We start from the raw sequence: 24,237 nt of genomic DNA, 5'->3' as shown, positions 1-24,237 counted from the left end.
CCAGACCCCCACACGCCCGGTGCTCCCGTACACCCATCGAGCCAAGCGGTTTCTCCCCCTGGCCTCAACCCCCGGCTTCGTCGAGGGCGGTGGTGACGACCGCGATGTCGATGGGGACCACCGCCATCTCCCAGGGGCGGCCGCCGGCACGGAAGTCGACGATGCGCATGTCACCGAGTCGGAGTTCCCGCCAGGACGACGGTTCCCGTACGCCGAGTACCTCGGTGGGTGTGGGCACCAGCAAGGGTTGCGCGTAGGTCCGGAAGGGTCTCCAAAGGCGCCACTTCAGCCGTTCCGATTCGGGGGCGGCGAAGTGCATGACGAGCAGGCCTTGGTAGAAAGCGCGCCCGTGGCGGAGATGGGCGACCGAGTGCAGCGGAAGGCCCTGCCGGAGGTCGTCCAGGTCCTGCGCGGCGACCCGAGGGTCCCCGCCCTGGATCCCCCACCACCACTGACGGGGATCACGGAGGACATCCGGGAGCGATCTGGTGCCCGCGGTGTTACGGGAAGCGAGAGCCATGGGGTACTTCCTTGCACTGTGGGGGATCGCAGGAGTCTATCCGGGCACGAGGAACCGCTACGGATCATGCCCGGTCCGGGACGTCTCAGCCGGTGAGGGTGAGCTCGAAGGAGTAGCGCGAGGCGCGGTAGACGTGGGATCCCACCTCCACCACCCGCCCGGTGTCGTCGTAGACCACCCGCTCCATGGTGAGCAACGGCGCGCCCGGTGGCTCGTCCAGGGCCTCGGCCTCAGTGGGGGTGGCGTTGCGGGCGCCGATGCTCTGTGAAGCCATCTTCAAGGTGACGCCGGCGGCGCGCAGCAGTCGGTAGAGCCCCTGTTCGCAGAGTTCGTCTTCACGTAGTTCCACCAGGCTCAGGGGCAGATGGTTGCGCATCAGGGCCAGGGGTTCGCCCCTGGCCAGGCGTAGCCGTTCGAGCACGTACGCCTCGGTCCCGGGCGGTAGTTCCATCTGTGCCGCGACCGGGTCGGGTGGCACCTCCACGGCCAGGCGTAGCACCCGGGTCCCGGGTTCCTCACCCACACGGGCCAGGTCGTCGTAGAGGCTGGACAGCTCCACCGGACGACGCACACGCGGGCGGATCACCTGCGTTCCCACGCCGCGTTTGCGCACCAGCATGCCGCGGTCCACCAGGTACTCGATGGCCTGACGCAGGGTCGGTCGGGACAGGCCCAGCCGTTCGGCCAGCAGGAGCTCGTTCTCCAAACGGGTGCCCGCAGGCATCTCGCCCGCCATGATCCGCCGTTCCAGTTCCTGGGCGACCTGGAAGTAGAGCGGCACTGGGCTGCTGCGGTCCAGGTCGATGGACAAAGGACTGTGGGTCACCGGTGCTACCTCGTGGACGGGAGAACGGAACACGAGGTTACTACATCAGTATGTCCGGACAAAGTATTGACAGCGGGAAGAGCGGCGGGTGAGCATGAGGCCCCGGATGTGATACGCGCTACACCCAGGGAGCCACATGCGCATAGGCCTGGTCGGAACCGGACGCATCGGACGATCGCACGCCGCCGCCCTTCGAGCCCGCTCCGAGGTGGCCGAACTCCTGCTCGCCGACGTCGATACCGAAAGCGCCCACGCCGTGGCCGACCGGGTCGGTGCCCGACCGGTCGAGGTCGCCGCGCTCCTTCGCCCCGGTGCCGTCGACGCGTTGGTCATCGCCGCCGCCACCCCCGCCCACCCCGAGCTGATCCGTGCCGGGATCGCCGCGAAGGTCCCCGTCTTCTGTGAGAAACCGGTCGCCTCCACGGTCACCGAGACCGTCCGGTTGCTGGAGGAGGTACGGCGCGCCGAGGCCGCCGTGCACATCGGGTTCATGCGCCGCTTCGACCCCGGATATCTGCGCGCCCACGGTGCCGTCCGCGCGGGCGAACTCGGCGACCTGCACCGCGTCCACGCCCTGACCTGTGACATGGCGCCGCCGCCCGCCGGCTACGTCGCGGCCTCCGGTGGGCTCTTCCGGGATTGCCACGTGCACGACTTCGACATCCTGCGCTGGGTGACCGGACGCGAGGTCGAGGAGGTCTTCGCCTACGGCGCCAACCGGGGCGATTCCTATTTCACCGACCACGGCGACGTCGACACCTCCGCCGCGGTGCTGCGTCTGGACGACGGCACCCTGGCCACGCTCCAAGGGTCGCGGTACAACGGGGCCGGGTACGACGTCCGCATGGAACTCGCCGGTTCCCGTTCCACCCTGGTCGTCGGACTGGACGACCAGGTGCCGCTGCGCTCGGCCGAACCCGGGATCGACTTCCCCCCGGGTGAGCCTTGGGAGGTGTTCTGGCCTCGTTTCACCGCCGCCTACGAGGCCGAGATCGGCGCGTTCGTCGCCATGGTCGTCGACGGCGCACCCAGCCCCTGCACGGTCGCCGACGCGTTGGAGGCGGTGCTGATCGCCGAGGCCGCCGACCTGTCGCGCAGGGAACACCGTCCGGTTCGGACCACGGAGGTGCGGCCGTGAGCGAACCGAACCCCCTGAGTGCCCCGCCCGAGGTGATCACCATGGGCCGGATCGGGGTCGACATCTACCCGCACCAGGTGGGGGTCGGCCTGGACGAGGTGGAGTCGTTCGGCAAGTTCCTCGGTGGCAGCCCCACCAACGTCGCGGTGGCCGCCGCCCGCCACGGGCGCGCCGCCGCCGTCATCACCCGCGTCGGCGACGACCCCCTGGGCAGGTTCGCGTGCCGGGCCCTGCGCGGCTACGGGGTGGACGACCGCTTCGTCGACACCGTTCCGGGCACCGCCACCCCCGTCACCCTGTGCGAACTCTTCCCACCGGACGACTTCCCGCTGTACTTCTACGGTCGAGACCCCGCGCCGGACCTGCTCATCGAGGCCGACGAACTCGACATCGGGGCCATCGCCCGAGCCGACCTGTTCTGGGCCACCGGCACTGGTCTGTGCCGCGAACCCGGCCGCACCGCCACCCTGACCGCACTGCGCACGCGCGGGCGCCGCCACCCCACCGTCCTGGACCTGGACCACCGCCCCATGTTCTGGGACTCCCGGGAACAGGCCCGCCGGCACGTCGCCGAGGCGTTACCCCTGGCCACCGTGGCCTGTGGAAACCTCGACGAGTGGGAGGCGGCCGTGGGCACCCGCGACCCCGTCGAGGCCGCCCGCCGTGGCCGCGCACTGGGCCTGACCCTGGCCGTGGTCAAACAGGGGCCGGACGGAGTGTCGGCCGTCGACGACACCGGCCTGCACCGCGCGCCCCCGGTTCCGGTGGAGGTGGTCAACGGGCTCGGCGCCGGGGACGCCTTCGGAGGCGCCCTCTGCCATGGCCTGCTCTCTGGATGGCCCACCGAACGGATCCTGCGCTTCGCCAACGTCGCCGGCGCCATCGTCGCCTCCCGGCTGGCGTGCTCGGACGCCATGCCCACCACCGCCGAGGTGCGGGCCGCCCTGGAGACGGGTGGAGCGGAGGTGCCCCATGCCCGATGACACGGCCCACCGAACCGTCCCCGCCATCACCCGCGAACGGCTCCGGGAACTCACCCGCGCCCGCCTGCTCCACCCCGCGGCCATCACCGACGCCGCCGCCCGACGAAGACGCCCCACCGCCCCCGTGGGCCCCTCGGGGCGGGCGCTCATCATCGCCGCCGACCATCCCGCCCGCGGTTCGCTGCGCGCCGGGGCGCATCCCCTGGCCATGGCCGACCGTGCCGATCTGCTCACCCGCCTGTGCGTCGCCCTGGCCCGCCCCGGGGTGACCGGGGTCCTGGGCACCGCGGACGTCCTGGAGGACCTGCTCCTGTTGGGCGCCCTGGACGGCAAGGCGGTGTTCGGTTCGATGAACCGGGGAGGCCTGGCCGGCGCCGACTGGGAGGTCGACGACCGGTTCACCGGCTACACCGCGCACGGTCTGGCACGCTCCGGCTTCGAGGGAGGCAAGATGCTGCTGCGCCTGGACTACGCCGACGACCGCACCGCCCGCACCCTGGAACACTGCGCCCGGGCCGTGGCCGACCTGGCCGAGACCGGATTGGTCGCGATGGTCGAACCCTTCGTGTCCCGCCGGCCGGACGGTCCCCGCCAAGGGCTGCGCAACGACCTGTCCATCGAATCCGTCACCCGTGCCGCCACGATCGCCGCCGGTCTCGGCTCCTCCTCGGCGCGCACCTGGCTCAAACTCCCCGCGGTCGAGGACATGGAGCGTGTCGCCGCCGCCACGACACTGCCCACGGTCATCCTCGGCGGTGAGGTCGCCGCCGACCCGGAGGCCGCCTACGCCCGCTGGGCCAAGGCACTGGAGCCACCGACCGTCATCGGGCTGGCCGTGGGCCGCTCTCTGCTGTATCCGGCCGACGACGACGTCGAGGCCGCCGTCGACACCGCTGTGGGGTTGTTGTGAACACCGAACACCATCTGCCCGCGCTGAGCACCGCCCGACCACCGTTCCGTACCGTGGTCACCCCCGACACCGCTGGGTGGGTCCATTCGGGCCTGCGGGTGTTGGCACTGGAGCCCGGGCATTCGGCTCGGATCACCACCGGGGACTCCGAGACCCTCGTCCTACCGCTGGAGGGCGGCTGTACCGTCGCCTTGGATTCGGTGGTCTTCGAGGTGGAGGGCCGCGACGACGTGTTCTCACGGGTGAGCGACTTCGTGTACCTGCCACGAGACGCCCGCGCCACCATCACCAGCCGGGACGGGGGCCGGTTCGCCCTGCCCGCCTCGCGCTGCGACCGTGCCCTGCCCGCCCGCTACGGATCCGCCGAGGACGTTCCCGTCGAACTGCGCGGGGCCGGACAGAGCAGCCGCCAGGTCAACAACCTGTGCCTGCCGGGGACCTTCGCCGCCGACCGTCTCCTGGTGTGCGAGGTCCTGACCCCCTCGGCGAACTGGTCGTCCTATCCGCCGCACAAACACGACGAGGTCACCGCCACCGAGTCCGAGCTGGAGGAGATCTACTACTTCGAGATCTCCGATGGACCGCACGGACACGGGGTGGGCTACCACCGGGTGCACGGCACGGAGAGACGACCCATCGAGGTCATGGCCGAGGTGCGCAGCGAGGACGTGGTCCTGGTCCCGCACGGCTGGCACGGGCCGTCCATGGCCGCGCCCGGCTACGACATGTACTACCTCAACGTCATGGCCGGCCCCGGAACCGAACGCGCCTGGCGGATCAGCGACCACCCCTCCCACGCCTGGGTCCGGGACACCTGGGCCGAACAGCCGATGGATCCCCGGCTGCCGTTGAGTTCGCACCGAGGCGGAGGAGGCCGGACGTGAACCAGCCCGGATCGACCGATCCCACCGATACCGTCCGGCTCACCACGGCCCAGGCCCTGGTGCGCTTCCTGGCCGCCCAGTACACCGAACGCGACGGTGAACGCCACCGTCTCATCGCCGGCGTGTGGGGTATCTTCGGCCACGGCAACGTCGCTGGAATCGGCCAGGCCCTGCTCCAGGCCGCGGTCACCGCGGAGGTGGACCTGCCCTACCGTCTGGCCCGCAACGAACAGGCCATGGTGCACACCGCCGCCGCGTACGCCAAGGCCACCGACCGGCTCTCCACCTACGCCTGTACCGCCTCCACCGGCCCCGGTTCCACCAACATGGTCACCGGCGCCGCCCTGGCCACCACCAACCGAGTCCCCGTCCTGCTGCTGCCCTCGGACATGTTCGCGAGCCGCGCCGTCGATCCGGCCCTGCAACAGCTGGAGGATCCGCGAGCCGGCGACGTCTCCGTCAACGACACCCTGCGCCCCGTCTCCCGCTACTGGGACCGCCTCACCCGACCCGAACAGCTCCTCGCCGCCGCACCGGCCGCGATGCGGGTGCTCACCGACCCTGTGGAGACCGGAGCCGTCACCCTGTGCCTGCCCCAGGACGTCCAGGCACAGGCGCACGACTGGCCCCTGGAGTTCTTCCGCGAACGTCTTTGGCGCGTGGGCCGCCCAGTGCCCGAACCCGCCGCCCTGGCCCGTGCCGTGGCGGCGATCCGCGCCTCCCGCCGTCCCCTGCTGGTGGCCGGGGGAGGGGTGGTGTACTCGCGCGCCACCGCCGAACTGCGCGCCTTCGTCGAGGCCACCGGTATCCCCGTCGCCGACACCCACGCCGGCAAGGGCGCCCTGCCCTGGGACCATCCGCGAGCCGTGGGCGGGCTCGGTTCCACCGGCGCGCGTTCGGCCAACGAACTCGCCCGTGAGGCCGACCTGGTGATCGGCGTCGGCACCCGCTATGGCGACTTCACCACCGCCAGCCGCACGCTCTTCCAGAACCCGCACGTGCGCCTGGTCAACGTCAACGTCGCCCGCTTCGACACCGCCAAACTCGCCGCGACCGAGGTCGTCGCCGACGCCCGCACCACCCTCACCGCGTTGCGTGAGGCGCTGGCCGGTTGGCGGGTGGATTCCGACCACGAACACCGTTCCCGAGCGCTGGCCGACGACTGGGTCACCGAGAGCGATCGCTTCCGTCGCGCCGGACCCCATGGCGGCCTGCCCGCGCAGAGCGCCGTCATCGGCACCCTCAACGACGTCCTCGACGACCATGACGTGGTCGTCAACGCCGCCGGGAGCATGCCCGGCGACCTGCAAAGGCTCTGGCGGGCCCGAGACCCCAAGGGCTACCACGTCGAGTACGCCTACTCCTGCATGGGCTACGAGATCGCCGCGGGCCTGGGCGTGAAACTGGCCGCCCCCGAGCGGGCCGTGTTCGTACTGGTGGGCGACGGCTCCTACCTCATGCTCGCCCAGGAGATCGCCACCCTGGTCGCCGAACGCGTCGCGATCGTCATCGTCGTGGTCGACAACCAGGGCTTCGCCTCCATCGGGGCCCTGTCCGAGAGCGTGGGATCCCAACGCTTCGGCACCGGCTACCGCTACCGCGACCCCACCACCGGACTACTGGACGGAGCTCCGCTGCCCGTGGACCTGGCCGCGAACGCGGCCAGCCTCGGCGCGCACGTCATCCGGGTCGATGACCAGGGCGACCTGGCCGGCTCCCTGCGCGAGGCCCGCGCCGCCCGCACCACCACCGTCGTCCACGTACGCACCGACCCCCACGCGCCCGGGCCGCCCACCACCGCCTGGTGGGACGTGCCCGTGGCCGAGGTGTCCACCCTCGACACCACCAGGAACGCCCACGACGAATACCAGCGGCACCGGCGCACCCGCCGCCACCACCTGTGAGCCCCCCGCGAGGAGCAAGCCATGACCGACACAGCGGCACCCACCGGACCCCGCACCGTCCACGACCACCTCGTCCTTGGCTCGGCCCCCGACTCCTGGGGCGTGTGGTTCCCCGACGACACCCTCCAGATCCCCTGGTCCCGGTTCCTCGACGAACTCGCCGACTCCGGCTACGGGTGGCTCGAACTGGGCCCCTACGGCTACCTGCCCACCGACCCGGCCCGGCTCGCCGACGAGGTCGGCCACCGGGGCCTGCGTGTCAGCGGCGGCACCGTCTTCGGAGACCTGCACAACGCCCACAACCGCGAGGAGACCTTCGCCACCGCGCGCACGGTCGCCGCGCTCACCGCGGCCGTGGGCGCAAACCACCTGGTGTTCATCCCGCCCATGTACCGCGACCAGCGCACCGGCGAGTACACCGAGTCGCCCACCCTGGACGCCGACCAGTGGCGGCACCTGACCCGCACCGCCGACGAGCTCGGCCGGATCCTCATCGACGAGTACGACGTGCGTTTGTGCCTGCACTCGCACGCCGACACCCACGTGCGCACCCAGGGCGAGATCGAACGGTTCCTGGACGCCACCGATCCCGACCTGGTCTCGCTGTGTCTGGACACCGGCCACGTCGCCTACGGGGGCGGTGACGCCGTCGACCTCATCCGGCGTTACCGGGAGCGGGTGGGCTACGTCCACATCAAGCAGATGGACCCCGAGGTCCTGCGGCAGGTGGATACCGAGGGACTGAGTTTCGGCGAGGCGGTCCGGCGGGGGGTGTGCGTGGAACCCCCGGCCGGGGTGCCCTCGCCCGCCTCGGTGGTCGACGCCCTCGTCGAGGTGGACGCTCGGGTGTTCGTCATCGTCGAGCAGGATCTGTACCCCTGCGATTTCGACGTGCCCAGGCCGATCGCCGAACGCACTCGCCGCTACCTCAACGGGTGCGGCCTGGGCGCACGCCACCAACGGCTGCCCTGAACCACCCCCACATCCATTCGACATGATCCCCCGGAGGCCAACGATGCGACGTACACCCACCACCCGGGCCCTGGCCCTGGGAGCCGCGGGCGCGCTCCTGTTCGCCACCGCCTGTAGTTCCGAGGGCGGTAGGGAACAGTCCGCGCAGGACACCGAGAACGTCGACCTGACCATCGCCATGATCACCCACCAGGTGCAGGGCGACACCTTCTGGGACATCGTGCGCAACGGCGCCGAGGCCTCCGCCGACAAGAGCGGCGTCGAACTGGAGTACGCCTCCGACCCCGAGGCCGGTGAACAGGCGAGCCTGGTGCAGAACGCCGTCGACCGCGGCGTCGACGGCATCGCCGTCACCCTGCCCAGCCCCGAGGCCATGGAGGGGGCGCTGGCAGCCGCGGAGGCCGCCGACATCCCGGTCGTGGCACTCAACTCCGGCATCGAACAATGGCAGGACCTGGGCGTACAGCAGTACTTCGGCACCGACGAGCACCTGGCCGGCGAGGCGTTCGGCGAACGCCTCGACGAGGAGGGCCTGGAGAACGTCGTCTGCGTCATCCACGAACAGGGCAACGTGGGCCTGGAGTCGCGCTGTGAGGGTCTGACCGAGGAGTTCGACGGCGACTCCGAGACCCTCTACGTCGACAGCGCCAACATGCCCGAGGCGCGTTCGGCCATCTCCGCCCGCCTGGAGGAGTCCACCGACATCGACCTGGTCGCCGCCCTGGGCGCCCCGATCGCCATCACCGCGCTGGACGCCGTCGACGACGCCGGCAGCGAGGCGGCGATCGCCACCTTCGATACCAACGCCGAACTCGTCGCCGCCCTGCAGGACGGTGACGTGCTGTGGGCCGTGGACCAACAGCCCTACCTACAGGGATACCTGGCGGTGGAGTCGCTGTGGCTGTACCGCACCAACGGCAACACCCTGGGCGGCGGAGAACCCGTCCTGACCGGACCGGCGTTCATCGACGAGACCAACATCGACGAGGTCGCCGAGTACGCGGAGAGGGGGACACGCTGACCATGGGCAGCACAGTGGTACCGAAGGTGCCGCCCGCCGCCGAGGGCGGGGAGAAGACGTTGCGCGTGGGACGACGGGGTCCGTTGCGCCGCTTCCTGACCCGCCCCGAGGTCGGGTCGCTGCTGGGCGCCGTCGTCGTGTTCGTGGTGTTCTTCACCGTCGCGGAACCCTTCCGCACCGGTTCGGCCATGGCCACCGTGCTCTACGCGGGCTCCACCATCGGCATCATGGCGGTGGGCGTGGCCTTGTTGATGATCGGCGGCGAGTTCGACCTGTCCGCGGGGGTCGCCGTCATCACCTCCGCGCTGAGCGCGTCCATGTTCGCCTGGTGGTTCTCGCTGAACGTGTGGGTCGGCGCCCTGTTCGCGCTCGCGGTGTCCCTGGCGGCGGGGTTCCTCAACGGATGGATCCTCACCCGCACCAAACTGCCCAGCTTCCTGGTGACCCTGTCGATGTTCCTCATGTTGCAGGGCGTCAACATCGCGGTCACCCGCCTGGTCACCGGGGGAGTGTCCACCCGCGACATCTCCGACATGGACGGCTTCGAGTCGGCTCGGGCGGTGTTCGCCTCCACCATCTCCGTGGGCGGGGTGTCGGTGCGCATCACCGTCCTGTGGTGGCTGCTGTTCGTGGCCCTGGCCACCTGGGTGCTGGTGCGCACCCGCGTGGGCAACTGGATCTACGCGGTGGGCGGCGACGCCGAGAGCGCACGCGCCGTCGGCGTCCCCGTCGCCGGGGTCAAGATCGGCCTGTTCATGACGGTGGGCTTCTTCGCCTGGTTCTGCGGCATGCACCTGCTCTTCGCGTTCAACACCGTCCAGTCCGGCGAGGGTGTGGGCAACGAGCTGCTGTACATCATGGCCGCCGTCGTGGGCGGATGCCTGCTCACCGGTGGCTACGGGACGGTGATCGGCGCCGCCATCGGCGCGTTCATCTACGGGATGACCCGACAGGGCATCGTCTACGCGGGTTGGGACAACAACCTGGTCATGTTCTTCGTCGGCGCGATGTTGCTCGCCGCCGTCGTGATCAACGGCTGGGTGCGCACCCAGGCCGATCGGAGGTGAGCATGGGCGACGACGACACACCCCTGCTGGAGCTGCGCGGCGTGCATCGCCACTTCGGTAACATCCGCGCCCTGACCGGTGTGGACCTGCGTGTTCACGCCCGACGGGTCACCTGCGTGCTCGGCGACAACGGCGCCGGCAAGTCCACGCTCATCAAGATCCTGTCCGGTCTGTACGGGCCCACGACGGGGGAGTACCTGGTGGACGGCGAACCGGTGGCGTTCACCTCGCCGCGCCAGGCCCTGGACCGGGGCATCGCCACCGTCTACCAGGATCTGGCGTTGGTGCCGCTGATGCCGGTGTGGCGCAACTTCTTCCTCGGTTCCGAACTCCGTCGAGGGCGGGGCCCGCTGTCGAGGCTGGACGTGGCGCGCATGCGCTCCATCGCCGACACCGAACTGCGCAAGATCGGCATCGACCTGCCCGACATCGACGCGCCCGTGGGTCGCCTGTCCGGTGGACAGCGCCAGGTGGTGGCGATCGCCCGCGCCATCCACTTCGGGGCCCGGGTGCTCATCCTGGACGAGCCCACCGCCGCGCTCGGGGTCAAACAGTCCGGGGTGGTGCTCAAGTACGTCAACGCCGCACGCGAGGCCGGACTGGGCGTCGTTTTCATCACCCACAACCCCCACCACGCCCACCTGGTCGGCGACCACTTCACCGTGCTCGAGTTGGGCGCGGTGGAACTGGACGAGCCCCGCGAGAACCTGTCCCCGGAGGCGCTCGCCCACCACATGGCCGGGGGCGCCGAACTCGACGCCCTGCAACATGAGCTCCAGGGCGGAACCCTCCCCCAGCCCCTATCATCCCCCTATGACGAGCGGGAATCCGGGACGAAAGCGTCCCACGATCAGTGACGTCGCCAGACGAGCGGGCGTGTCCAAGGGCGCGGTGTCGCGGGCTTTGAACAGCGGCACCGGGGCCAGTTCCGACACCCGTGAGCGCATTCGTCAGGCGGCGGTGGACCTGGGCTGGAGCCCGAGTTACGCCGCACGCGCGCTCAACGGCAAGCCGCTGGGCACCATCGGCCTGGTGGTGCGTCGTGCCCCCGAGATACTCGACTTCGACGCGTTCTTCCCCTCGGTCCTGTCGGGGATCGAGTCGGTGCTCTCCGGTGAGGAGCACGCCACCGTCATCCGCTTCGTGCCCGACACACGAACCGAGACCGCGACCTACGAGCGGTTGTTCAATGACCGCTTCGTCGACGGTTTCCTCGTCACCGACCTGCGGGTGGACGATGGCCGTCCCGAGTTGTTGCGCCGTGTGGGCGCGCCCGCCGTCGTGGTCGGTGTGCCCGAGGGCTCTACTGACCTTCCCTCCGTCACCATCGACTCCGAGGAGGCGATCCGCGGTCTCGTGCGGCGCTTCGTCGAGGCGGGCCATCGTCGTATCGCCCATGTCCAGGGCGCCCCCGACATGCTGCACGCGTTCCAGCGCAGGCGCCACTGGGAACAGGCGGTCCGCGAGTTCGGGCTGGAACCGGGCCCGGTGGAGGAACAGGGGGGGTACACGATCGAGGGTGGAGCCCGGGCAACACAGCGCCTCGTCGACCTGCACGTCGACGAACGCCCCACGGCCATCTTCTACGGCAGCGACATCATGGCCGTCGGGGGCTACTCGGTATTGGGGAAGGCAGGGCTGGCGGTCCCCGACGACATGGCGGTGGCCGGGTTCGACGACATCCCCCTGGCCTCGTTCGTCTCGCCGCCGCTGACGACCGTCCGCAGCAGGCACCGAGCACTGGGCAGCACCGGGGCCCGCATTCTGCTGGACATGCTCAAGGGACAGGAACCGCCGCCGTCGACCGTGCTGACCGGTGGGCTTTGTCTAAGGGAGTCCTCAGGGCGACCGGGTCCACCCGTGTAACGGTTTCACAACCACCTCTCCTATGTGCGCGAGATCTCACTTACACTCGCGAAGTAAACCGGTTTACCTGATTGGTCGGAGGCCGATCGGAGAACACGTGACCGGTCGATTCCATTGCGCTCCGAACCGTCGGTGATGGGCGGGCGCACGACCAATGGGAAACGGAGACGGTCGTGAAGATTTCCGCCAGAGCGGTGTTGTCCGCTTCGACCGCGCTCGGACTCGTCGCCGCACTGACCGCCTGCGGTCCCGACGAAGGTTCCGAGGGCCAGACGCTGACCTATTGGGCCAGTAACCAGGGCGCGAGCGTAGAGGAGGACCAGGAGGTCCTCCAGCCCGCGCTCGACCGCTTCACGGAGGAGACCGGAATCGAGGTCGAACTCGAGGTCGTCCCCTGGAGCGAGTTGTACAACCGCGTCCTCACCGCGGTCAGCAGCGGCAACTCGCCCGATGTGCTCAACATCGGCAACACCTGGGCGGCCAGCCTTCAGGAAACGGGCGCCTTCGTGCCCTTCGAAGGCGCGGAACTGGAGGCGGTGGGCGGCGAGGAACGCTTCGTCGCCACCAGCTTCGCCACGGGTGGCGCCGAAGGCGCGCCCCCGACGTCGGTGCCGCTCTACGGCCTGTCCTACGCGTTGTTCTACAACCCCACCATGTTCGAGGAGGCGGGCATCGAAGAGCCGCCCGCGACGTGGGAGGAGTTCGTCGACACCGCGAACGAGTTGACCCGTGACACCGATGACGACGGTGAGATCGACCAGTACGGCTTCGGGCTGGAGGGCGGCAACGAGCGGCAGAACTCCCACATGGCCTTCATCCTCGGTCGACAGCAGGGTGGGCGGCTGTGGGCGGACCAGGGGCCCACCTTCTCCTCCGACGCGCAGGTCACCGCGGTCAAGCAGTGGGTGGACCTGATGGCCACGGAGGACGTCGTCGACCCCAGCAGCGCCGAGTTCAGCGACGGCACCCAGGCCATCGCCGACTTCGTCGACGAGCGCTCGGCCATGACCATCGTGCAGGGCAGTGCCCGTACCACCATGGCCGCCCGCGATTTCGACGACTACGAGATCGCCGAGGTACCCGTGCTCGACCCACTTCCGGGGGAGCCGGTTCAGAGCATCGCGGCCGGCATCAACATCAGTGTCTTCAACGACACCGACGACCAGGAGGGCGCGTTGCGGCTGGTCGAGCACCTGACCAGCCCGCAGGAGCAGGTCTACCTCTCGCAGGAGTTCCAGACGCTACCGGTGGCCACCGAGTCCTACGACAGCGAAGAGCTCCAGGACGAGTCGATGGACACCTTCCGACGGATCCTCGCCGAACACTCCGAACCGATGCCGTTGATCCCCGAAGAGGGGCAGATGGAGACGGTGCTCGGCGCGGCGATCGGTGGGATCTTCGCCGACGTGGCGACCGGAAGCGAGATCACCGAGGCCGACGTCCGTCAGGCCATGGAGGACGCCGAGGCCGAGATGGACGCCGCGAACTGATCGGCGTACCCCGTCGGCCGTCTCGTCCACGCGGTGGGACGTCCGATCAATGGAAGGCACCAGATGTCGTTCACCGAAGAACCGCGGCCCGGTGCCGCGCCCGGGTCCGATCGGCGACGGTCGCGCCGCCCCGGGTGGTTCCTGCCGTACGGCATGATCCTGCCGGCGGCGGTGCTGGAGTTATTGGTCCACATCATCCCCATGCTCCTGGGGATCTACATCTCGTTCACCTCGCTGACGCAGCTGACCATCCGGCGATGGACGACGGCTCCGTTCGTCTGGTTCGACAACTTCGTACGCGGTCTTGATCCCGGCAGCGCCCTGGGCAGCGCCCTGTTCGAAAGCCTGTTCCGCACCATCGTCTACACGGTGCTGGTGGTGGGGTTGTCGTGGGCGCTGGGCATGGCGGCGGCCGTCGCGCTGAACACGAGGTTCCGGGGGCGCGGCGTACTTCGCACGCTGTTCCTGGTGCCCTACGCGCTGCCGGTCTACGTCGCCGCCATCCTCTGGGCGTTCATGTTCAATCAGCGCGACGGCATGGTCAACCGCGTGCTCGTGCAGGACATGGGCCTGTTGGACGAGCGCCCTTTCTGGCTCATCGGCGAGAACGCGTTCTGGGTGCTGGTGATCGTGTCGGTATGGCGCCTGTGGCCGTTCGCGTTCTTGATGTTGCTGGCGGCGCTACAGAGTATTCCCGGGGACGTCTACGAGGCCGCCGCCATCGACGGCGCCTCGACCTGGAAGCGATTCACCGACATCACGCTGCCCATGGTCCGCTCGGCGAATCTGGTCGTCCTGCTCGTCATGGGGTTGTGGACGTTCAATGAGTTCAACATTCCCTATCTGCTCTTCGGTGACACCTCGCCCGAGAGCGCACGGTTGATATCGCCACTCATCTATGAGCATTCCTTCGTCAATTGGAACTTCGGGTTGGGCGCCGCGATGAGTGTGCTGCTGCTGGTCGTGCTGATCGTCGCGTCGGCGATATACGTCCGAATGGTGCTGCCCAAGGGAAGTGGCAATGATTGAGACCAAGGGATTCCGTTGGTTTCGAAAGGTCGTCCTGACCTTTCTCACCGTGTTCACCGTGCTGCCGCTGTACGTGTTGGTGGTGACCTCGGTGAAGCCGTTGGAGAACGTCAGGGGGACGTTCACGTGGTTCCCCGACCGGATCACCTTCCAACCGTTCGTGGACATGTGGACGACGATCCCCTTGGCGAGCTACCTCGGCAACAGCCTCATCGTCACGACCACGGCCACGGTCCTGGCGCTGTTGGTGGCGGTACTGGCGGCCTATCCACTGTCGCGACTGCGTTTTCGCGGCAAGCGGCTGTTCAGCATGACGGTGCTCTCGACACAGATGTTCCCGGGCATCCTGTTCCTGCTACCGCTCTTCCTGATCTTCGTGCGGGTGGAAGACCTCATCGGTGTCGAGCTCACCGGTTCCTACCTCGGGCTGATCGTCACCTATCTGACCTTCGCCCTGCCGTTCTCGATCTGGATGCTGGCCGGGTACTTCAGCGCCATCCCCGAGGGGTTGGAGGAGGCGGCCATGATCGACGGCACCACCAGGGTCGGCGCCCTGGTCCGTGTCATCCTTCCGGTGGCCAGGCCCGGCATCATCGCGGTCGGCGTGTTCGCGTTCATCACGGCCTGGGGCGAGGTGCTGTTCGCGTCGGTGCTGACCGACACCCAGACCCGCACGCTCTCCATCGGGCTCAAGCTCTACACCAGCCAGACCGACACGCTGTGGAACCAGCTCCTGGCGGCGTCGCTGACCATCTCCCTGCCGGTGGTCATCGCGTTCATGCTGATCCAGCGCTACCTCGTGTCCGGACTGTCGGCGGGGGCGGTGAAGTAGCGCGAGGAGGTGCACCGGGGAGGCTCCCGTTCGGGGAGCCTCCCCGACGTGCGTTCGGGGCCTGGTCACCACCGCACGCACCCGTAAAATAATTAATTAGTATTTATTCTTGACGTTGCGTAGGTCACTCTGCGATGCTCTTGCGCAGTTGAGAAAGGCGTCCGCGCAGGTGAGCGGTGCGCCCTACGTCAAGGAGGACCCCCATGGGCAGACGATCGCCACGCCCCTCGGGCCGCGCGCTCGCCACGCTCGCCGCCGTCCTGTGCGTGCTGACACTCGCCGGATGCGGCGCCCGGCTCGGAGAGGACGGCCGGATCGGCGTGGTCTACATGGACGCGCAGGGCTTCTACGCGGGAGTCCGCCAGGGCATGCAGGACTACGCCGAGAACTCCGGACGCGAACTCCAACTCCTGGAGCTCAACGCCCGCGGCGACGCCTCGGAGGAGAGCACCTTCGTCGACGTCGCCTCCTCCGCCGACGTCGACGCGCTGGTCCTGTCACCGGTCTCGGCCACCGCCTCGGTCCCGGCCCTGCGCCTGGCCCACGAGAGCGGCGTGCCGGTGATCTGTTACAACACCTGCATCGAGGACGAGGCCGCCAAGGAGTACGTGACCTCCTACATCCTCGGCGATCCCCACGAGTTCGGACGTCTGCTCGGCGACTCCGCCGCGGAACACTTCGAGGGCGAAGGGGTGCAGGACCCGCAGATCGCCGTCCTCAACTGCGAGTTCGTCGAGGTCTGCGTACAGCGTCGCGAGGGATTCGAGGAGGCGCTCTTCGATCGCCTGCCCGAGGCGCGGATCGTGGCCAACCAGGAGGGCGCCACCATCGACGAGGCCGTCGACGTGGGCGAGCGCCTCCTCACCGCGCACCCCGACCTGGACGCCTTCTACGGCGAAGCCGGTGGCGCCACCATGGGCGCGGTCCGCGCCGTGAGCAACCGCGGTGCGGAGGGCGAGGTCGTGGTCTTCGGCAGCGACATGTCCACCGACGCCGCCCGCGCGCTGTCCGACCACACCATCCTCAAGGCCAACGTCGACATCTCCGGCATCGAGGTGGGACTCCTGGCCGGTGAGACGGTCGAGCGCGTCATCGCCGGCGAGAACTCCGAGGAGTTCGTCACCCCGGCCCCCATCGACCTCTACACCACACCCGAGGACGGCGAGGAGTGGCTGGAGACCCATCCGGAAGGCATCCCCTGACGGTTCTTCCTCGACCACCCGTCCATCCTTCGTCCCATCCATGGAGCACCCATGAGCGACAACCCCACCGAGGTCGTGGCCCGCGTGCGCGGCGCCACCAAGAGTTACCCCGGAGTCACCGCCCTGGACCACGCAGACTTCGAGATCAACGCCGGAGAAGTCCGTGCCCTGCTCGGCCGCAACGGAGCCGGCAAGTCCACCCTGATCCGACTGCTGGCCGGGGTGGAGACACCCGACGAGGGCGAGATCGAGATCGGTGACCTCCTCCTCGGCGACGGAGGGATCCGCCGTTCCGCCGAGCTCGGCGTGGGCACCGTCTACCAGGAGCTCAGCCTGGTCCCGGAGCTCTCGGCGGAGGAGAACCTCTACCTCGGGTCCTGGCCCAAGGAACGTGGACGCATCGACTACGCCGCCATGACGTCCGGGGCCGAGGAGATCTTCACCGAACTCGGAGTGCGCATCTCTCCCGGCACCCGCGTGGGAGAGCTGCCCCTGGCCCGACAACAGCTCGTCGAGATCGCACGCGCCTTCCGGTCCAGGCCCCGACTCCTCATCCTGGACGAGCCCACCAGCGCCCTGGCCGCGGCCGAGGCGGAGGCGGTCCTGGAGGCCGTCACCCGCGTGGCCGCACGTGGAGTGGGCGTCATCTACGTCAGCCACCGCCTGGACGAGATCCGCCGCGTCGCCGACACCGTCACCGTCATGCGCGACGGCGCCATCGTGGAGACGGTGCCGGTCCAAGGCGCCACCACCGAGCGCATCGTCTCCCTCATGCTCGGCGAACGCGCCGAGGAGGCGGAGACCGTGCCACGGCGTCGGAGCCCCCTCTCAAGTACCCCCTTGCTGTCGGTCCGCGACCTGGCGGTCCCGCCCAAGGTCGAGAGCGTCTCCTTCGACCTCCACCCCGGCGAGGTCCTGGGGCTGGGCGGACTCATGGGGTCCGGGCGCACCGAACTCCTGCGCGCGCTGGCCGGGTTCACCCCGTCCCGGGGCACCGTGGCGGTGGACGGTGGGCCGGTGGCCCGCCCCACCCCGAGCACGATGCGGCGCCTGGGCGTGGGCATCACCCCTGAGGACCGTAAGGGAGAAGGCGTGGTCCCCCTGCTCGGAGTCTCCGAGAACATGGTCATGACCTGGTACGGAGGGGCGTCCCGTGCCGGGACCGTGCTCCCCTCGCGGGTCTCCTCCATCGGACGCGACCTCATCGACCGCCTGTCCATCAAGGCGGCCACACCCCAGACCCCCATCGTCAACCTCAGCGGCGGTAACCAGCAAAAGGCCGTTATCGGCCGTTGGCTGCACGCCGGAAGCCGCATCCTGCTCCTGGACGAGCCCACCCGCGGCGTGGACGTGGAGGCCAAGGCCCAGATCTACGCGATCGTCCGCGAACTCGCGGAGCAGGGCGCCGCGGTCCTCTTCGTCTCCAGCGAACTGGAGGAACTCCCGCTCGTGTGCGACCGCGTGCTGGCCCTGCGCGGTGGCCGCCTGGAGGGCGAGTTCACCGGCGAAGACATCACCCTGGACAACATCATGGCCGCCGCGATGGCGGCGTGAAGGGCGAGGTAACAATGACCACCACGACCAAGGTCACCGGCGAAGCGGTTTCCGCCCGTGGCGACTTCATCGGCCGCTACGGCCACCGCCTCAACGAGATCGGCCTCTTGGCCGCCATCCTCATCCTCTACATCGTCCTCGGGCTCTCCGCCTCCGGGTTCCTGAGCATGGACAACCAACTCGGTCTGCTGCGCAACGCCGCGACGATCGGCATCGCTGCCTGGGGCGTCACCCTGGTGATCATCGCCGGGGAGATCGACATCAGCATCGGCCCGGCCGTGGCCTTCGCCTCGGTCATCGTCGCCAAGGGCGCCACGGAGTGGAACCTGGGGGTTCTCGGCGCCATCCTGCTCACCCTGGCCATGGGTCTGCTGTGGGGCGCGCTCGCCGGGTGGCTCAGAGCCCGGTTCAACGTGCCCTCCTTCATCACCACGCTGGGACTGTGGAGCGTGCTGGGCGGGCTGGCGTTGTACATGACCGACGCGCTCCCCGTGCCGCTGCCCGAGAGCGCCCTGTTCGACGTGCTCGGCGGTTCCGTCCTGGGCGTGCCCACGGCCGCACTGGTCATGCTCGTGCTGTTCGCGGTCTTCGCCTACGTGGCCAAGTACACCGCCTATGGTCGGTCCGTGTACGCCACCGGCGGCAACGCGGCCGCCGCCCAACTGGCCGGGCTCAACGTGGTCCGGGTCCGCATCCTGCTGTTCGCCACCACCGGACTGCTCGCCGCCATCACCGGTGTGCTGCTCGCGGCCCGTCTGGGTTCGGGCAACGGAGGCGCGGCGGCGGGCCTGGAGTTCGACGTCATCGCCGCCGTCGTCATCGGGGGCACCGCGCTCGCCGGTGGGCGCGGCTCGCTCGGCGGTACCTTCCTCGGCGTCGTCTTCATCACCGTCATCGCCAACGGCCTGGTACTGCTCGGAGTCAACTCCTTCTTCCAGGACGTGGTGCGCGGCCTCATCATCGTCGGGGCCGTCCTGATCAACGTCCTCATCAGCAGGCGCAGCGCCGCCAACCGACTCGCCTGAGTAGAACGGGGGAACACCGACATGAACGCGAAGGACCCGAACACTCCGCCCCAGGCCATGCGCGGGGTGCGCCTGCCCGGCGACTCCACCGCGGTCGTGGAGACCCTGCCCGTGCCCGAGCCCGGACCCGGCCAGGTCCTGCTGAGGGTCGGGGCCTCCGGTATCTGCGGCAGCGACATCGGCTACATCTACCACGAGCACAAGGGCCACCGGGGCGTCGACGGGCCCGCCTACCGCGGCGTCGTCGCGGGACACGAACCCTCGGGGACCATCGTCCAGGCCGGCCCGGGATGCCGAAGGTTCGGCCCGGGCGACCGGGTCATCGTCTACCACATCGCCGGATGCGGGTTGTGCGACAACTGCCGGCGCGGGTACATGATCAGCTGCACGGCAGCCGACAGGGCCTCCTACGGCTGGCAGCGCGACGGCGGCCACGCCGAGTACCTGCTGGCGGAGGAATCGACCTGCGTCCCCCTGCCCGACGAACTCTCCTTCGTGGACGGGGCGCTCATCGCCTGCGGGTTCGGCACCGCCTATGAGGGGCTGCGACGCATCGGGGTCGACGGCGACGGGGACCTGCTCGTCGTCGGCCTGGGACCGGTCGGCCTGGCCGCGGGCATGATCGGCCGGGGCATGGGAGCCACCCGGGTCATCGGGGTGGAACCCAACGAGCGGCGCCGCGCGTGGGCCGCCGACCTGGACGTCTTCGACGTCCTCGCCGCACCGGCGGAGGCGGCCGAGGCGATCGGTCGGGCCACCGCCGGCCGGGGCGCGGCGACGGTCATCGACTGCTCGGGCTCGCGCCCGGGCCGCTCCCTGGCCCTGGAGAACGCGGCCGAGTGGGGACGGGTCTCGCTGGTCGGTGAGGGCGGCACGCTGGAGACCGAGGTGTCCGACACCCTCCTGCACAAGCAGCTCACCCTGTACGCCTCCTGGGTGACCTCCCTGCCGGCCATGGCCGAGTTGTCGGTGAACCTGGTCCGGTGGGGGCTGTCCCCGGAGCGCGTGGTCTCCGATCGTTTCGACCTCACCGAGGCCGACACCGCCTACCGGCTCGCCGCGGGCGAGAGCCGGGGCAAGGTGTGCCTGGTGAACCGGGAGGAAGGATGAGTCCCGTCGAGGTCCGTCATGAGGGGTCGGGCGCGCGTGAGCTGATCGTGCTCGACAACGGGGTGGTCCGGCTGGTCGCGGCGCCCGGGCTGGGTGGCCGCGTCCTGTCGGTCCGCCACCGCGGACACGAACACCTGTACCGCAACCCCCGTCTGCTGGACGAGGACCTGCGCCCCGTGGAAGGTGTGGTGCTCGGCCCGGTCGACGGGCCGATGAGCGCCTGGAACAACGTCGGTGGCGACAAGACCTGGCCCGCGCCCCAGGGGTGGGACGGCCCCGACGAGTGGGCCGGTCCGCCCGACCCCGTCCTGGACTCGGGCCACTACGTCGTCGAGACCGCCTCCGCGCCGGACGGCTCCGTCACGCTCACCCTCACCAGTGGGGACGATCCGAGGTCGGGCCTGCGCCTACGCCGTCGCCTGACCCTGGAACCGGGAGTCGCCGGCTACCGGCTGGAGCTGGAGGCGGTCAACGTCTCCGACACGGTGCGCCGGTGGGCGCTGTGGAACGTGACCCAGATCGACGGCGCGCCCGCCACGAGGGAGGACGCCGGTGGCGTCTTCGTGGGCGTACGAGGGGAGGGGCCCCACGTCGTCGCGCTCGTCGCCGGCAACGGGCACCCGCGCGTGGTGGAACACACGCCCCGGGTGATGCGGGTGCCCTCACAGGAGGTCGTCGGCAAGGTCGGCTTCCCCACGGCGTCCGGATGGCTGGCCCACGTGGGCGCCTCGGGCACGCTCACCCAGCGCTTCGAGGTCAACGAGGGGGCCGACTACCCCGACTCCGGATCCCGGGCCGAGGTCTGGTTGGAAGCGCCGGTGGAGCGACCGTTGGAGCACCTGGGCGGGCTGTACCCGGTGGACCGGGTGACCGAGGTCGAGGCACTGGGGCCGCGCACCGAGCTCGCACCCGGAGGACGCACCACCCTGGACATCGAGTTCGGCTTCGGCACGGGGGCCGAACCGGTCTCCGAGGTGGTCCCTGACGGCTTCTGGAGCGAACCGCCGCACTGGACCGGATTCGACGCCCGGGGAGGGCGGCTGGCCGGAACCTTCACCGCCCTGCGTTCCGGCGGCCTCGTCCACCGGGCCTCCGGGCACGTCGTGGCCCGGACCGGGCCGGGGGAGCCGACACGCTGGGCCGCCCCGATCCCCGGAGCCGACGAGCACACCACGACCGATGTCGTGTTCACACCGCTACGGCCGTGACCGACCGTGAACCCGACACATCGACCACTCCATGGAGAGACATGACGAAGACCAGGCACGACGGAGTGACCGCGGTGGTCACCGGAGCGGCACGGGGCATCGGCGAGGCCACCGCCCGCCACCTCGCCGCCGAGGGGGCCGCGGTGGTGATGACCGACCTGTCCCCGAGCCTGGAGGGGGCCGCCGAACGCATCCGTGCGCAGGGCGGAAGCGCGCTGGCCGTACGGGCGGACGTGAGCGACGAGGCCTCCTGGGACGGGGTCGTGGCCCAGGCCCGAAGCGCCTTCGGGCCGGTGGACGTCCTCGTCTCCAACGCCTACACGTTCGAGGAGGCACCCGCACACCAGACCTCGCTCGCCTCCTGGGAGCGCCAACTGTCCGTCAACCTCACCGGGGCGTTCCTGGGGGTGCGCGCCTGCCTGGACGACCTGATCGCCCGTGAGGGAAGCGTGGTCCTCACCTCCTCGGTCCACGCCTGGTTCGGGCTGCCCGGCCGACCGGCCTACGCCACCGGCAAGGGCGGCCTCACCGCCCTGACCCGCCAACTCGCCGTCGAGTACGGACCGAAGGTGCGCGTCAACTGCGTACTGCCCGGACCCGTCCTCACCGCCGCCTGGGAGGGCGTGGGGGAGGAAGAACGTCGCGCCAGCGTCGCCCAGACCGCCGCGGGTCGCTTCGGGGACCCCGACGAGGTCGCCTCCGTCATCTCCTTCCTGGCCTCCGCCGAGGCCTCCTACGTCACCGGGGCGAGTGTCCCGGTCGACGGAGGGTGGAGTATCTACAAGGCGTCCTCGTGACCGGACGCCTGGAGCGGAGGAAGTGATGGCGGCCTATTCGGGACGCGGTGTGCACGGCCAGACGGTGCGGTTGTTGGGTGAGCGACTGCTCTCCGGCGGGTTCGGTGAGGGGGAGACGATCGACCTGGTCGCCCTCAGCGAGGAACTCGACCTGAGCCTGACCGCTCTCCGCGAGGCGATCAAGGTGCTGGCGGCCAAGGGCCTGGTGGGCTCACGGCAGAAGAAGGGGACGTTCGTGCGTCCGCGAGGGGATTGGAACCTGCTCGACCCCGACGTGGTCCGGTGGCGGATCGCCGCCGGGGCGGGCGACGTCTTCTTCCAGGAACTGGCCGAACTGCGTGACGCCTTGGAACCGGCCGCCGCCAGGCTGGCGGCCGGGCGCCGTGAGGACGCCGACGTCGTCGAGCTGCGCGCCGCGCTCGCCGACATAGCGGCCTCGGTCGAGGGGCCGGCCGAAGCGGCCGTACGGGCCGACCTGCGCTGGCACAGGGCCCTGCTGGACGCCACGCACAACGAACTGTTCACCCGCACGGACGTCTTCTTCGCCGCGGGGCTGTCCGAACGCGACCGCCTGGTCCACGGGGGCGACCACGGCGACCCGGTGCCCAGCCACGGCGCGGTCACCGAGGCGGTCGTCGCCGGCGACCCCCTCGCGGCCGAGTCCGCCATGCGTTCCCTGCTGGCCCAGGCCAGGGCGGACCAGCTTCGCGTCACCGAGTACGACGCGACCGAAGACCGACTGGAGAGACCACAGTGAGAATCACCCGTATCGAGACCTTCCTGGTGCCGCCCCGGTGGCTGATGTGCCGGGTGGAGACCGACGCCGGGATCGTCGGCTGGGGCGAGCCCGTGGTGGAGGGCCGGGCCGAGACCGTGCGGGCCGCGGTGGAGGAGCTGTCCGAACTCCTCCTGGGCCAGGACCCCGCCCCCATCGAGTACCACTGGCAGCGACTCACCAAGGCCGCCTTCTACCGGGGCGGCCCGGTGCTCTCCAGCGCGGTCGCGGGGCTCGACCAGGCGTTGTGGGACATCGCGGGCAAGACCCTGGGCGTTCCCGTGCACCGACTCCTCGGCGGCCCCGTCCGAGACAAGGTGCGCGTGTACGGCTGGGTCGGCGGCGACGACCCGGCGGAGTTGGCGGACTCGGTCGCCGCGCGCGTGGAGTCCGGTCTGACCGCCGTGAAGATGAACGCCTCGGGGGTGATGGGACGCTCGGCCACCGTCCGCGAGCTCGACGACGTCGTGGAACGGCTGGCCGGGGTGCGCGAGGTACTGGGCCCGGACCGGGACGTGGCCGTGGACTTCCACGGCCGCTTCAACGCGGCCACCGCACGCCGGGTCCTGCCCCTGCTGGAACCCCTGCGTCCCATGTTCGTGGAGGAACCCGTGCTGCCCGAGTACGGGCACCTGCTGGGCGACGTCGTACGGTGCAGCCCGGTGCCCATCGCCACGGGAGAGCGCCTGTTCGGCCGCAGCGACTTCCTCCCCGCCCTCCAGGCCGGCATCGCGGTCGCCCAACCCGACCTGTCCCACGCGGGAGGGATCTCCGAGGTGCGCAGGATCGCCTCCCTGGCCGAGACCTACGACGTCCTCCTGGCACCGCACTGCCCGCTCGGCCCCCTGGCCCTGGCGGCGAGCCTCCAGATCGCCTTCGCCACCCCCAACTTCCTCATCCAGGAACAGAGCATCGGCATCCACTACAACAGGGACGCCGAACTGCTCGACTACGTCCTGGACACCGACGTCTTCGACTTCCCCGACGGGCACATCCACAGGACCGACACCCCGGGGCTGGGCGTGGAAGTGGACGAGGACGCCGTCCGAAGGGCGGATCGGAAGGGCCACCGTTGGCGTCCCCCACTGTGGACCCACGACGACGGATCCTTCGCGGAATGGTGA

23 protein-coding genes are annotated in these 24,237 nt (G+C 69.9%); 21 read left to right on the top strand and 2 right to left on the bottom strand.

Annotated features, from left to right (window positions below):
• Window positions 1–64 precede the first annotated feature (64 nt).
• Both NLI01S_RS13510 and NLI01S_RS13505 read right to left on the bottom strand, forming a co-directional pair.
• Window positions 65–520: a hypothetical protein gene (locus tag NLI01S_RS13510; RefSeq protein WP_067604271.1), complete on the bottom strand. Its 456-nt coding sequence runs from the start codon at window positions 518–520 to the stop codon at window positions 65–67.
• A gap of 85 nt (window positions 521–605) precedes the next feature.
• Entirely contained in the window at window positions 606–1,346 is a 741-nt protein-coding gene (locus NLI01S_RS13505) for a GntR family transcriptional regulator (protein ID WP_067604268.1), read from the bottom strand.
• Between the two features lie 136 nt (window positions 1,347–1,482).
• Between NLI01S_RS13505 and NLI01S_RS13500 the strand changes: the two genes are divergently transcribed.
• The 21 genes from NLI01S_RS13500 to dgoD all read left to right on the top strand — a co-directional run bounded on the left by NLI01S_RS13500 (window position 1,483) and on the right by dgoD (window position 24,237).
• Window positions 1,483–2,484, top strand: coding sequence for a Gfo/Idh/MocA family protein (locus tag NLI01S_RS13500; RefSeq protein ID WP_067604266.1), 1,002 nt, complete (start codon window positions 1,483–1,485; stop codon window positions 2,482–2,484).
• Between the two features lie 41 nt (window positions 2,485–2,525).
• Entirely contained in the window at window positions 2,526–3,467 is a 942-nt protein-coding gene (gene iolC, locus NLI01S_RS13495; protein WP_067604287.1) for a 5-dehydro-2-deoxygluconokinase, read from the top strand.
• 25 nt (window positions 3,468–3,492) lie between these two features.
• Entirely contained in the window at window positions 3,493–4,377 is an 885-nt protein-coding gene (locus NLI01S_RS13490; protein ID WP_157091029.1) for a Cgl0159 family (beta/alpha)8-fold protein, read from the top strand.
• Window positions 4,374–5,261: a 5-deoxy-glucuronate isomerase gene (gene iolB / locus NLI01S_RS13485; RefSeq protein ID WP_067604262.1), complete on the top strand. Its 888-nt coding sequence runs from the start codon at window positions 4,374–4,376 to the stop codon at window positions 5,259–5,261. The genes NLI01S_RS13490 and iolB overlap by 4 nt, the downstream gene beginning before the upstream one ends.
• The gene (gene iolD, locus NLI01S_RS13480; RefSeq protein ID WP_067604261.1) at window positions 5,258–7,165 is read left to right on the top strand and encodes a 3D-(3,5/4)-trihydroxycyclohexane-1,2-dione acylhydrolase (decyclizing); all 1,908 of its coding nucleotides are present in this window, start codon (window positions 5,258–5,260) and stop codon (window positions 7,163–7,165) included. The genes iolB and iolD overlap by 4 nt, the downstream gene beginning before the upstream one ends.
• A gap of 21 nt (window positions 7,166–7,186) precedes the next feature.
• Window positions 7,187–8,137 carry a TIM barrel protein gene (locus tag NLI01S_RS13475; protein WP_067604260.1) on the top strand — a complete coding sequence of 317 codons (951 nt, stop codon included), beginning with the start codon at window positions 7,187–7,189 and terminating at the stop codon, window positions 8,135–8,137.
• A gap of 43 nt (window positions 8,138–8,180) precedes the next feature.
• Window positions 8,181–9,158: a substrate-binding domain-containing protein gene (locus NLI01S_RS13470; RefSeq protein ID WP_067604258.1), complete on the top strand. Its 978-nt coding sequence runs from the start codon at window positions 8,181–8,183 to the stop codon at window positions 9,156–9,158.
• A gap of 2 nt (window positions 9,159–9,160) precedes the next feature.
• Complete coding sequence (locus NLI01S_RS13465; RefSeq protein WP_067604256.1) at window positions 9,161–10,225, top strand: ABC transporter permease; 1,065 nt, start codon at window positions 9,161–9,163, stop codon at window positions 10,223–10,225.
• 2 nt (window positions 10,226–10,227) lie between these two features.
• The gene (locus NLI01S_RS13460) at window positions 10,228–11,082 is read left to right on the top strand and encodes an ATP-binding cassette domain-containing protein (RefSeq protein WP_067604254.1); all 855 of its coding nucleotides are present in this window, start codon (window positions 10,228–10,230) and stop codon (window positions 11,080–11,082) included.
• Window positions 11,039–12,091, top strand: coding sequence for a LacI family DNA-binding transcriptional regulator (locus NLI01S_RS13455; protein ID WP_067604252.1), 1,053 nt, complete (start codon window positions 11,039–11,041; stop codon window positions 12,089–12,091). Before NLI01S_RS13460 ends, NLI01S_RS13455 begins: the two co-directional genes overlap by 44 nt.
• Window positions 12,092–12,264: 173 nt before the next feature.
• The gene (locus NLI01S_RS13450) at window positions 12,265–13,581 is read left to right on the top strand and encodes an extracellular solute-binding protein (protein WP_067604250.1); all 1,317 of its coding nucleotides are present in this window, start codon (window positions 12,265–12,267) and stop codon (window positions 13,579–13,581) included.
• Between the two features lie 63 nt (window positions 13,582–13,644).
• On the top strand, window positions 13,645–14,610 hold the full coding sequence (locus tag NLI01S_RS13445) for a carbohydrate ABC transporter permease (RefSeq protein ID WP_067604248.1): 966 nt from the start codon (window positions 13,645–13,647) through the stop codon (window positions 14,608–14,610).
• Entirely contained in the window at window positions 14,603–15,442 is an 840-nt protein-coding gene (locus NLI01S_RS13440; protein WP_067604244.1) for a carbohydrate ABC transporter permease, read from the top strand. Before NLI01S_RS13445 ends, NLI01S_RS13440 begins: the two co-directional genes overlap by 8 nt.
• Window positions 15,443–15,645: 203 nt before the next feature.
• Complete coding sequence (locus tag NLI01S_RS13435; protein ID WP_067604242.1) at window positions 15,646–16,644, top strand: substrate-binding domain-containing protein; 999 nt, start codon at window positions 15,646–15,648, stop codon at window positions 16,642–16,644.
• A gap of 51 nt (window positions 16,645–16,695) precedes the next feature.
• Window positions 16,696–18,198 carry a sugar ABC transporter ATP-binding protein gene (locus NLI01S_RS13430; protein WP_067604240.1) on the top strand — a complete coding sequence of 501 codons (1,503 nt, stop codon included), beginning with the start codon at window positions 16,696–16,698 and terminating at the stop codon, window positions 18,196–18,198.
• Between the two features lie 14 nt (window positions 18,199–18,212).
• Window positions 18,213–19,223: an ABC transporter permease gene (locus NLI01S_RS13425; RefSeq protein ID WP_067604238.1), complete on the top strand. Its 1,011-nt coding sequence runs from the start codon at window positions 18,213–18,215 to the stop codon at window positions 19,221–19,223.
• A gap of 21 nt (window positions 19,224–19,244) precedes the next feature.
• Complete coding sequence (locus NLI01S_RS13420; protein ID WP_067604236.1) at window positions 19,245–20,333, top strand: zinc-dependent alcohol dehydrogenase family protein; 1,089 nt, start codon at window positions 19,245–19,247, stop codon at window positions 20,331–20,333.
• On the top strand, window positions 20,330–21,541 hold the full coding sequence (locus NLI01S_RS13415; RefSeq protein WP_067604234.1) for a hypothetical protein: 1,212 nt from the start codon (window positions 20,330–20,332) through the stop codon (window positions 21,539–21,541). The genes NLI01S_RS13420 and NLI01S_RS13415 overlap by 4 nt, the downstream gene beginning before the upstream one ends.
• A 41-nt stretch (window positions 21,542–21,582) precedes the next feature.
• Complete coding sequence (locus NLI01S_RS13410; RefSeq protein ID WP_067604232.1) at window positions 21,583–22,338, top strand: SDR family NAD(P)-dependent oxidoreductase; 756 nt, start codon at window positions 21,583–21,585, stop codon at window positions 22,336–22,338.
• A gap of 25 nt (window positions 22,339–22,363) precedes the next feature.
• Complete coding sequence (locus NLI01S_RS13405; protein WP_067604230.1) at window positions 22,364–23,095, top strand: FadR/GntR family transcriptional regulator; 732 nt, start codon at window positions 22,364–22,366, stop codon at window positions 23,093–23,095.
• Window positions 23,092–24,237, top strand: coding sequence for a galactonate dehydratase (gene dgoD, locus NLI01S_RS13400; RefSeq protein ID WP_067604227.1), 1,146 nt, complete (start codon window positions 23,092–23,094; stop codon window positions 24,235–24,237). Before NLI01S_RS13405 ends, dgoD begins: the two co-directional genes overlap by 4 nt.

Origin of the sequence: Nocardiopsis listeri NBRC 13360 (assembly GCF_001570765.1) — a bacterium.
Classification (GTDB): Bacteria; Actinomycetota; Actinomycetes; order Streptosporangiales; family Streptosporangiaceae; genus Nocardiopsis; species Nocardiopsis listeri.
This window is presented reverse-complemented; position numbering and strand designations above follow the sequence as displayed.